This is a genomic window from Methylophaga marina, assembly GCF_030296755.1.
In the GTDB taxonomy this organism is placed as follows: domain Bacteria; phylum Pseudomonadota; class Gammaproteobacteria; order Nitrosococcales; family Methylophagaceae; genus Methylophaga; species Methylophaga marina.
Window position 1 is genome coordinate 135,995 of record NZ_AP027741.1, and the last position, 11,670, is coordinate 147,664.

At 42.5% G+C, this 11,670-nt stretch carries 8 protein-coding genes, 1 tRNA gene and 1 pseudogene; 5 read left to right on the top strand and 5 right to left on the bottom strand.

The features are described 5' to 3' along the window. Positions 1-50 precede the first annotated feature (50 nt). The 5 genes from QUE24_RS00685 to QUE24_RS00705 form a co-directional block, all read right to left on the bottom strand. A complete protein-coding gene (locus QUE24_RS00685) occupies positions 51-983 on the bottom strand; it encodes a hypothetical protein (protein ID WP_286304788.1) in 933 nt (310 codons plus the stop codon). A 155-nt stretch (positions 984-1,138) separates the two neighbouring features. Further along, positions 1,139-1,927: a hypothetical protein gene (locus QUE24_RS00690; RefSeq protein ID WP_286304789.1), complete on the bottom strand. Its 789-nt coding sequence runs from the start codon at positions 1,925-1,927 to the stop codon at positions 1,139-1,141. Positions 1,928-2,038: 111 nt separating this feature from the next. Beyond that, positions 2,039-5,515: a TonB-dependent receptor gene (locus tag QUE24_RS00695; protein ID WP_286304790.1), complete on the bottom strand. Its 3,477-nt coding sequence runs from the start codon at positions 5,513-5,515 to the stop codon at positions 2,039-2,041. Between the two features lie 279 nt (positions 5,516-5,794). Further along, entirely contained in the window at positions 5,795-6,766 is a 972-nt protein-coding gene (locus QUE24_RS00700; RefSeq protein WP_286304791.1) for a FecR domain-containing protein, read from the bottom strand. Between the two features lie 11 nt (positions 6,767-6,777). Beyond that, positions 6,778-7,326, bottom strand: a complete 549-nt coding sequence (locus QUE24_RS00705) for a sigma-70 family RNA polymerase sigma factor (protein ID WP_286304792.1) — start codon at positions 7,324-7,326, stop codon at positions 6,778-6,780. Positions 7,327-7,754: 428 nt separating this feature from the next. On the opposite strand from QUE24_RS00705, the gene QUE24_RS00710 reads away from it, so the two are divergent. From QUE24_RS00710 to ypfJ, 5 genes and pseudogenes are all read left to right on the top strand, one after another. Next, positions 7,755-8,498, top strand: a complete 744-nt coding sequence (locus QUE24_RS00710; RefSeq protein WP_007145253.1) for a dienelactone hydrolase family protein — start codon at positions 7,755-7,757, stop codon at positions 8,496-8,498. 156 nt (positions 8,499-8,654) lie between these two features. Then, the gene (locus QUE24_RS00715; protein WP_286304793.1) at positions 8,655-9,629 is read left to right on the top strand and encodes a zinc transporter ZntB; all 975 of its coding nucleotides are present in this window, start codon (positions 8,655-8,657) and stop codon (positions 9,627-9,629) included. A 128-nt stretch (positions 9,630-9,757) separates the two neighbouring features. Continuing rightward, positions 9,758-9,833: transfer RNA gene (locus tag QUE24_RS00720), tRNA-Val, on the top strand. 91 nt (positions 9,834-9,924) lie between these two features. Next, a complete protein-coding gene (locus QUE24_RS00725) occupies positions 9,925-10,698 on the top strand; it encodes a nuclease-related domain-containing protein (protein WP_286304794.1) in 774 nt (257 codons plus the stop codon). Between the two features lie 27 nt (positions 10,699-10,725). Beyond that, a pseudogene (ypfJ, locus tag QUE24_RS00730) lies at positions 10,726-11,627 on the top strand (KPN_02809 family neutral zinc metallopeptidase). Positions 11,628-11,670: the final 43 nt, after the last annotated feature.

The following is an 11,670-nucleotide window of genomic DNA, read 5'->3' on the forward strand; positions in this document are numbered from 1 at the left end:
ATGCAGCAGGCGACAACATTAAGTTGTCACCTGTGCCCTACTTAGCCAGATTAATTTGGCAAAGTACCTTCAACTTCTATTTCAATGAAAGGATTGTCACTTGAACCATCCCCATTGAGTTCTTGGAATGTCTGACGTAGACGAATAGCATCTGTTGATGTAGTGAATGAACCACTCGAGCATGAGGTTCTCACATACTGCATACCTGAGGCTGGATTAGTACTACCATCATCATCTTTGTAATTAGCATCAGTGGTAAAATCTATCCAGTCAGTATCAATATCAGCTTGTTGCTGTGTAGCTGAAGCAGATCCCGGCCATGAATTGAGACCATTGATTGCAGGGCTAGAGCCTAGACCGGTCAGAGGTTGATCAACATCCCCTGGTCTATGCTGGACTGCAGTAAATGTCCTTCCAACACGATAGGTTGGTGATGCATTAGCAGGTACAGTTGAATACGCCACATCAACCGTTTTACCAGACCAGCCTTTTCTTGCCATATCATTAATTTCAAAATTTTGAGTGCCAGACTCATTCACGTTGTAATCGGCCTCTTTCAGTGTCACTTTCATTGCATAAATACATTCATAGCTGCCACCAACAGCTCTTCTCCATACATATTCGCGTAACGTGCCGATATCAACATCATTATTGTTGGTATAGCTGTTATTCATAATAATGGATGATGTTCTATTCACCACGGGGATTCTGCTAATTCCAGTAAAATTGGAATCGGGCACAGTTGGATCGCTTGCAGGTAGAACCGCACAAGTGTCTGAAATAGAGCTTGGCTGCACTGGTGCATTCGCCCCTGAGCCCGAACCAAAATCACCAGTGGTATTACACAAAATATACGGGCTTGTCCCACCACTCACACTTACACCTGTAGCAGGTAAATTTTCCCAATCAGCCATTGCTTGACCTGAAGCTAAGCAACTTAATGTACTTAACACTACGAGTTTTAATTTGAAGTTTTTCATCATTTTTCTCCGTCCGTGTACAATAGACGGGCATTTGTGGCTGCCCGAAGCACCTATTCACTTCAATCTTGGTGAGCGTCTTAAACTTCCGTTGATTGAAGATGAATTCCTTATATAGGGCGGTCACATTTGCCCTAATCAAATCCGTTATCGTTTGTCTAATTTGGTAAAAACCCTTCCACTTCTATTTCAATTGGTGGTTGACCATCTCTCGAAGTTTGGCGTAATCGGATAGCATCCGATGCTGTCGTCAAATCATTTGCTGAACACTCTGTTCGCACATATTGCATACCGGAGACCACATCGGCACGCGTTGTAAAAACGATCCAATCGCTATTTAGATCCGCTTTTTGAGTAGAAGTGATGGCTGGACTACTGTCTAAGCCAACAGGAGGTTGAGCGATGTAACTTACTCCGGCACTATGCTGTATAGAAGTAAAAGTTCGACCTATTCGATAGGTTGGGTCCGCAGAGGTCGGAACTGTCGAGTATGCAACATTTACCGTCTTCCCACTCCAGCCTTTTCTAGCTAAATCATTGATTTCAAAAAATTGTGAGTAGGGTTGATTGAGATCGTAATCATTAAAATTCATAGTTACTTTCATGCCATAGATACATTCATAACCATCATTAGTTGGTCTTCGCCATACATACTCTCGCATCACGCCAATATTGATATCAGTGTAATTGGTATAACTATTATTCATATATATAGAACGAGTCTTACTGCCAATTGGTATTCTATTCAAGCCAGTAAAATTAGAATCTGGAACTGCTGCATCGGTAGCTGGTAACAGAGCGCATGCTTCAGTAACTGAAGTTGGTTGCACTGGAGCACCAGACGCAGAACCAGAACCAAAATTACCCGTTGGATTACATAAAATATAAGCACTGGTATCACTGCCAACACTCACCCCCGTTGCTGGCAAGTTTTCCCAATCGGCCATTGCTTGACCTGAAGCTAAAAAAATCAATGTACTTAACACTACGAGTTTTAATTTAAGATTTTTTCATCTTTTTTCTCCTTCCATGTATATGACTTGACTATCTTTTATTTTTTAATCAAATAGCCACCTAACACTGACCCAAGCTGCTCTCGGTGCACCAGGCGCCACGAAGTTTGTGCTGTTCCATTCAAGTGAGTTGTGGTTGTAGCCATCAGGCCCTCTAGCACCATAGGTGCCAGGTGTAAATGGATTGCGTCCCAGCGTGCCAGCTGAAAAGTATTCTTTATCAAAGATATTGTTTACGAGTAAATTGACACTGAAGTTTTTGGTGAGCTGATAATTACTTTGGAAATTAAACACCATATACCCCGGCACCTTGCCTGGATTATTCGTCGCTTTTCTAGCAACGCGTGTTTGCGTTCCGGAAATTTCAGCAGTCTCGTATATCACCTGCCCTGCTCGGTGTTTATTATTTTCATTACCTCTGACATAACTTGATGAATGAGCTACAGCCGTGAGGCCAACGGTCCATTTAGGGGTAACTTGGTAGTTGACAGATGCGTTAAGGTTATGAAGTGATACGCCCGGCATGCGAGCACCGGCTTCAACATCAATTAAACGGCTATAGTTATAATTACCGGCAAAGTCCTCATAAGAACTGCTATTGTCATTGCCTGCAATAGTAAAGTTATCTTCAAATGTGGCATCAGTAAGTGAGTAGTTAACACTAAACGCCCATTTACCTTTTTGACCAGAGAATCCCGCCTCGATACCTTGACGACGTGTTGAACCAATATTGTCAAAGAAGTTACGATTATCAGGATAGGAAACCAGATAAAGATCATCTTTAATATTGGTTTGATAGGCGGATAAATTCCATTGCAAATAATCATCTATTACCCCTCTAACACCGACTTCAAATGTCTGTGCTTTTATTTGAGGCAAATATGGGTCACCGGAGAGAGTCGAAGGTAGTGAGCATGTCCTGTTTTCTATAAGACTTCTATAAATTCCTTTCGAACCAACAGGTGTTTTATCCAATGCACACCCTAGCTCAATAACGGAAGGAACGCGCACACCTTGTGAGAAATTAGCGTAGAGATTTAAATCATCTCTTGCCTGCCAAGCGACACCAAAAGAGGGGTTTAACGAATAATAGCTAAATGATTCTTTTTCTTCTTCGTTTAGTAGGCTGCTTGTGTCTGGTGTTTCATAGCCTGTTGGACAATCCTCACCCGGCGCACAGACGTCAAAATAATCTGGAAAGGCTTCTAATTGAGCAAGGCTGGGAATAAAAGCGATACCATACTCTCTAGACCTCATTCTGTTTTCTCCTTGAGTATCGTTGTAGCGCGCAGAAACATTAAAATGCCACGTTTCAACGGGACTCCAGGTTTCACTGAAATAAAGACTCTTCGTTAATTGCTCCCCTTCAAAATTATTGTTACTAATTGGTACATCAGCCGCTACATACTGATCACGAATTTCATCAGGAGCATAGTAGAACTCCCGGTTTGCAGTTAAAAGGCCTAACTGTTGTGTACTGGTATATTCCGCTGTGGGTCTATCGACTGACGCCCCAATCATGAATTTGTGTTTATCTGTATTCCAGTTGAGTTGAATGGATACACCATCAGTAACTTGATCAATTGTGTTATCAGTTAATACTGCGGTAGGTGTTCCATCTACAACACCAGGATTGGTTTGGCTATATGCAGCACCATCAACGGTCTGTACACCACCTTCAGGTCCTGCTACTTCCAATGTATCATTTGAGCCGGCATCGCCCTTACACGTATCAGCGTTAGTTGGGAGTTTGGGTAGGATCACATGTTTAACACCATCAGTGGTGTAATAATAGAAGCTCCCCTCAGCTCCTGCTGCAAATGCAAAAGGATCACTATCTTTTAGCGCTGTTAAATCAACTTTAGCGTTGTATATGTAGGAATGTTCATTATTTGAATATGATGTTTCATCCCCTTCATCAAGTAGCTGTGGCCCTGCTCCAGTATCGTTAGCAGCTTGAAAAATTTCAGTTGCTTGAAAGTTTTTCCAGAAGTTTATTGAGCTCTGCGCCAATGCCACCACTTCATCTGGGAGTGCTGTATTGAACTGACTCGCATCAAGCGTCGCAAAAGCATCTTCAATAGTAGGGCTTAACACGAAATCAATATAATCTGGTGAGCTGAAAGGGTCGCCACCGGGTAAATCTATAACGTAGTAATCTGGTAAGTTATATTCATTTGTCGTTTCATAAAGACAGGTATATTCTTCGCCAGGGGCAAGGTTTCTTTTTACTGTCTGGTTATCAAAATCTGTGTATACATCTGCACCTTGAGAATCTCTTCTACTTGTTCTACGGTAAACCTGCCCCGTAATACTAAACGTATCGTTTACCTGATAAGCACCAGCTAACTGAAACTGCTGTAATCTATTTTCTGTAGTATCTGGTGCGGTAAAGACTCCTTCCCTGTCTTGTCGATATTCTTCACTTGGAATAAGCCCATTACCGACCAAATTAGTATCAACAATCAGTGTGCTGAAATGTAAATCAAGTTTGTCACCTCGATAACTAGCTTTACCGAATAACTGATTCACTTCACTCGGAGAATTATCACGCCAACCATTTTCGTCAAATAAACTGGCCGCGCCGAAAAAGGCGATGGTGCCGTTGTTCCAGCCATTTTCCATTTGTAATTGTTTACGACCAAATGAGCCAGCAAGCACCTCAGCATCTGCAGCGGTATTGTTAAAGCCATCTTTGGTTTTTAAGGCAAATGAACCGCCTAAGGTATTCAAACCAAAGATAGGATTGGACCCAGGAAATAGCTCCACACCAGCTATGGCATTCATGGGGATCATGTCCCAGTTCACCACATCGCCAAACGGTTCATTCACCCGAATACCGTCGATAAAGACACTCAAGCCCTGTGGTGTACCTATTTGTGGTCCCGCCGTAAAACCACGATATTGGATATCCATCTGGAATGGATTACCTTGGTAATCATTAACCGTGACGCCTTGTAGTTTTGTATTAAACAAATCCGTCATGCTTAATGAATGTGCTTCTTTTATCTCTTTGGCCGAGATACTTTGCACATTGGCCGGAATTTCTTCTTTGGTAAGGCCTAGACCTGGCAATGGCCCTACTTCATAAAAACGTTGTGCTCTGACTTGGACGGTGTCCAGAATTAAGCGGTCATCACCCAAAGCAGGTAACTCTTCTTGACCAGGCACCAGAAAATAGCCGCCATCTGTATCATCAATGGCTTCGAGGCCACTGTCGTTTAATAATTTTTGAAAGCCTTCTTCAACGGAATATTCACCATGAAGACCTTTGGTTTCTTTTCCTTCTGCCAAGGCTGGGTCAAAGGTTAATCTCACACCATTTTCGGCTGCGTAATTTGAGATGGCTTTGCCCAAAGGGCCAGCAGGAATGTCATAACGTTTCACTTGTTCAGCTGCGTTATCTTCTGCCAGGGCAAGATGATTGATTGACATGGCACCGACCATGCTCATCGTGGCGATAGATAAACAGCGACAGAGTTTATTCTTAAGGCAAACTCGGCCCTTTGCTTGCAGTTCCAATATTTCTCTCCGACTAATAGTTATTATTTTTTTGTTGTTCTATTAGGTATGCCAATCGAGAATTGGAAAGTGACAATTATTTTTTAGACTTTTTTTAAAATTTTTTTATAAACGTTGATATATCTGGGTTTTCGAGGAGATATTTTTACGAAGTTTGCTCATTGATAAAGAAACAAGTATCAGTTTCAACAGTTAGTAGCAGAGATTTAGTAATGCTTTTTAAGGACGATACTTTCTTAGTGTTTTTTATAAACTGTGTGGCTGATCTTGAGTTAACTCTTAGGCAGGTTTTAGCATGGTGACATAACGTGTGTAACTTTCAACACGTACTGGCAGGGTTTTGGTGATACTTCTTAATGCACCATCAATATCTTTTACTGGAAAAGCCCCAGAGATTTCTAAATCAGCAATCGCGGGATCACAGCGCATCATGCCGGTTCGATAACGTGAGAGTTCTTCAACAAAGGTTTTGAGTGGCATGTTATCGACAACTAAGAAACCTTTTGTCCAACCCAGGATGGAGGCATCAAATAACATTTTTTGCTGAAATAAGTCGGCGGTGAATTTCACTGCTTCACCTCTATTCACGACAACTTTATCGCCATAACCATTAATGGGGCTCACTTCAACGGCATGTTCGTAGACATTGACACAGCTTCTCTCATGAATGAGGCGAGTACTAAATTTTGTGCCCAAGGCTTTGATCGTGCCGTGTTCTGTGGTCAGGATAAAGGGGCGATAAGTTGGGTTGGGGTCTTCTGCCGTTTCTACATATACTTCGCCATGTAATAACCTAACGTTACGAACTTGTTCATCATAATGAACAGATAGTTTGGTATCTGTGTTGAGGACCAGTTGCGTGCCGTCATCCAGGACGAGCTGTTTAATTTCCCCCACGGCAGTGGAATAGTCTGCTAATAAAACCTGCCATGGTTTTTGTTGATAGCCATACCAGCCTGCTGTACCGGCAGCGATAAGCAAACTCAGTGTTTTAATGACCTGGCGACGTTCTTGTGATTGGATATATCGGGTATCAATCGGACGGTTTAATACGGCAATACTGGTTTTTGAATCCAGCCCCATAAAACAGTTGGTGACGGTTTCAACTTGTTCCCATGCCTGTCTGTTTTCTGGTGAAGCATTTAACCATCTTTGCCATTCTTTACGATCTGTATCTGTCGCCTCACCGGATGTCAGTTCAACAAACCAGTTTGTCGCTTCATAGAGCGCGTCTTTCTTAGAATGAGCCATAAAAGAACATTTTAGTTATCCAGGTTTAAACAATGCAGTAGTGCTTTAGCGATGTACTGGCGAACAGAGCTGACTGAAACTGAGAGTCGTGAAGCAATTTCGGCGTGTGACAACCCTTCCAGCTGACACCATAAAAAAGCACTGCGAACTCGTTCAGGTAAGCCATCCAGCATTTCATCTATTTTAGCTAAGGTCTCTACCATGATATTGAGAGACTCAGGTGAAGGTACGTCAACTTCGGGCATATTTTCCAACGCCTCGAGATAAGCTCTTTCAATATCCTTGCGTCGAACATGGTTGACCATGAGGCCATGTGCAACTGTGGTCAGGTAGGCTCGTGGTTCTTTGATGCTGCCCAGATCCTCTTTTTGCAAAATTTTGGAAAAGGTATCTTGCATTAAGTCGGCAGCATCAAAACTACAGCCGATTTTCTTGCAGAGCCAGCCCATTAACCAGCTGTTGTGTGTACGATAAAGATCGGTGACGATAGAGTCACGTGTTGCTTCAAGATCACCCAGAATACTCACGTCTGATTCATGGTGTAAGGCTATGTCACTCAATTGCCTGCTCCCCTTGTTAGATAAGCTGCCGGATTAACTACACCTTATGTTTTGTGATGGTTTGCAGTAAGATTGCTTGTCACAAGTTCTGGGTAAACTCTGCGAGCATGTTCACAAAAATTCACACAAGGTTACGCAAATTTACTACGCATCGCACAGAGTAAATATAGGAAATATTCCTAAAATTACAGAGATTAAACCAGTTATAAAAAATGAATCGGTGCTTAGGCGCTTCGGGAGGTTTTTACCCTGACTTTTTAAATATTAACTATTTTTCACTTTTTCAATCTGAAGATATGCACTCTAATAGAAACAATAAATGATGCTAATAAATTTGCGGCTGAAGTCAGCCATGATGAAGCAGACAAGTTCTTGTACAATAGCGTGCTTTCGTTCTTCAGACATTCAAGCAATCTAGCGAGCCTACTATGAAAATTCAAAGCCACTTTGTCGATCTTGATACCCCTACTGGCGTGATGCGTACTTATATTCACCGCCCCGTGGGTGAAGGTAGTTACCCAGTCATTTTGTTCTATTCTGAAATTTTTCAACAAACCGGCCCCATCGAACGTGCTGCAAGGCTGATGGCCAGCCACGGTTATGCCGTGTTAGTGCCAGAAGTCTTTCATGAGCTGAACCCTATTGGCACGGTATTGGGCTACGACGATGCTGGTCGTGACAAAGGCAATGCCGATAAAGAAGCGAAAGATGTTCAAGGTTATGACTCTGATAATGTGGCCATGATTGAGTTCGTCAAAACGCAACCTTGGTGTAACGGTCATATTGGTGCCATGGGTTATTGCATTGGTGGTCACCTAGCTTTCCGTGCTGCTTTACAACCTGAAGTTAAAGGCACCGCGTGTTTCTACGCGACGGATTTACATATTCAGAAAATCCCCAACAAACCTGGCCAGCACAGCATGGAACGCTTGGATGACATCAAAGGTGAGTTATTAATGATTTGGGGTAAACAGGATAACCATGTGCCTGCTGATGGTTTGTTAAAAATCTACCAGGAATTAAAAGCAACGGATATCACCTTTACCTGGCATGAGTTTAATGCCGAACATGCGTTTATGCGTGATGAAGGTGATGGTGGTCGTTATGATGCACAAACGGCACAAATCGGTTATCAACTGGCGTTAAATCTGTTCAGTAGAACACTTCGCTAAATAGCCGTAGTTATTTAGTTTTAAAGGGAGTCAATGGCATCATTGGCTCCCTTTTTTATTGTCTCAAGAGATAAAACTTTTTGAGCTCTAGTCTGGCTCTACCACTCCCCTGTTATGCTAAGCTCACTTTTTCAATTGCTTGGGAATATCCGTGTTATGTCCAATTCATCAGGTTTAGCTTTTGCACATTTACTAGATGGTCAAGGTGGAAGCAGCGAACTGAATGAGACGGATCTGCCGGCATGGCAAGCTGATCATGGTGTGCTCTGGTTACATTTTGACTATACCCATCCTGATGCCGAACGCTGGTTACTTGAGCAGTCTGGGCTGGACAGCGTTATTGCCAATGCTTTATTGGAAGATGAAACACGCCCTCGCACGACGTCAATAAACAATGGTTTGCTGATGTCCTTACGTGGCATCAATCACAATCAGCACGCTCATTGTGACGATATGATTTCTATTCGTGTCTGGATTGACCCACATATTATTGTGACAACACGTCGTGAAATGTCATCTTCTGCGGCTGAGCTGGATAAATTACTTAATCAAGGTATCGGCCCAAAAGACAGTGCTGAATTTTTAATTAAGCTAATTGATCTGACCGTAGATGGCATGTCAGATACGATTGCCAGTTTCGAAGATATGATTGCAGATTATGAAGACGCTGTCTTAGCAGGCAATACAGAAAACTTACACGATAATATTGCTCAGTTGCGTCGACAAGTGATTAGCATGCACCGATATCTGGCACCAGAACGGGATGCCCTGGCTCGCCTGACATTGGAGAAGATATCCTGGTTATCTGATTATGATCGGATTCAGATTCATGAAATCAGTGACACGTTGATTCGTTACATCGAAAACCTGGACGCTGTGCGTGAACGGGCTGTATTGGTTCAGGAAGAACTGCATAGTAAAACTGCTGAACAACTCAATGCACGTATGTATGTGCTGTCTGTGATTGCGGCTGTGTTTTTACCTTTAAGCTTTGTGACTGGGTTATTGGGGATTAATGTGGGTGGTATTCCAGGCGCGAATGATAGTCATGCTTTTACTGATGTCATCATCATGCTGACTGTTGTAGCCCTGATATTATTAATTTTATTCCGTTGGAAGAAATGGTTTTAAACAGGCTTTAAACGGCTAATCAATCACTTAGTGAATCTGCTTAAAAATAATCCCTAACAAAGATAAAAATTTCTTCATTTTTTTCGAGCAAACTTCAAAAAGATGTTGTAGAATGCCTCGCTTTCTTGGGGTGCTTAGCTCAGCTGGGAGAGCATCGCCCTTACAAGGCGAGGGTCGGGGGTTCGATCCCCTCAGCACCCACCAAGAAAATCTCCTCTTCTATTCCAGCCCGCTTGTTTATCCCACCTTTTTTGTGCATTGTATGTTCTTGGAACATTAAACCCAAGGTGCTGAAATGGACTTCACTCCGATATTCGCTTCTTTATTGTCTCTCTGGTATTTCATTCCGTTATTTATCTGTCTGGTCGTTCTTCGCTCAGCCTGGTTCAAAGGCATTTTGGGTGAGTTTATGGTCAACGTGATTGCCCGATGGCAATTGGATAAACAGCATTATCATTTAATCAAAAACGTGACTCTGCCAACAGAAGATGGCACGACCCAGATTGACCACATAATCGTCTCTGTTTATGGCGTGTTTGTCGTAGAAACCAAAAATATTCGAGGCTGGATATTTGGCAGTGCTTCTCAGAAAAATTGGACTCAGCAACTATATAAGCACAAATACCGTTTTCAAAATCCACTTCATCAAAATCATAAACACCTCAAAACACTTCAAACCTTGCTCGACTTAAGCGACGAACACGTCTTTTCCGTCATTGTTTTTATTGGTGACAGCCACTTTAAAACACCGATGCCAGATAATGTGACTTATGGCTTGGGCTATGCTCGCTATATCAAATCAAAAACAAATCCTGTGCTGACACTGGCAGAAAAGGACGCCATCATTTCTCAAATTGAATCTGGTCGCCTTTCACGCAGTTTGAAAACAAACAGAGAACATGTGGCTCATGTAAAGCAATTAGTTGAGCGTCATCAAACGGACGAACCACTATGTTCTCGCTGTGGCCATAAAATGGTTAAACGCCAAAGCAAGAAAGGTGACAATGCAGGTCAGTTTTTCTGGGGCTGTAGTCAGTACCCGAAATGCCGTAATATCAGACCTGTTTAGTATCTCCCATTTACTAAAGGACACACAATGAAATGGCGTGGTAGAGAAAAAAGCAGCAATATTGAAGATCGTCGTAATCAACGCGTTTCAGGTGTTCGTGGTGGCTCTGGCGATATTATCCGTTTGCTACCAGCTATCTTTCGATTACTGGGTTTTAAAGGCACAGCCATTCTACTGATAGGTGTTGTGTTGTTGGCGACATTCACAGGTAACTTACCGGTATTATTATCTTTGTTCGGCATCCCCTCTTCCGCCCCTACCGTCACATCCTCTGAGCCCCTGCAGGAAACTGCCGAAGAAAAAAACGTGTCGATTTTGTCTCCGTCATTCTTGCTGATACTGAAGAAACCTGGTCAACCATCTTTAGGGAAAATGGCCAACGTTATAGTCCGCCTAAACTAGTTTTATTTCGTGGTGTGGTGAATTCAGCGTGTGGGACGGCTCAATCGGCCATGGGCCCCTTTTATTGTCCAGGTGATCAGCGTGTTTATATCGATCTCAGTTTTTATGATCAGTTACAGAATCAGTTAAATGCCCCGGGTGATTTTGCTCAGGCTTATGTCATCGCTCACGAAGTGGGTCATCATATTCAGACTTTATTAGGCATATCACAACAAGTGAATGCGGCCCGAAATAGCATAAGCCAGGTTGAATGGAATAAGTTATCAGTTAAGCAAGAATTACAGGCTGATTGTTTTGCTGGTGTCTGGGCTCATCACGCAAATAAAACAAGACAGTTATTAGAATTAGGCGATCTGGAAGAAGGATTAACAGCAGCCAGTGCCATTGGTGATGATACATTACAAAAACAAGCCACCGGCGTGGTGCGACCTGACTCATTCACCCATGGCAGTTCGGCTCAACGTGTGACATGGTTTAAAACCGGTTATAAGAACGGTGATGTTGAGACATGTGATACATTTAAGTAAAGATAAAGCAGATTAAGTTTTCTTGCTTAAGTGATGATTTTTA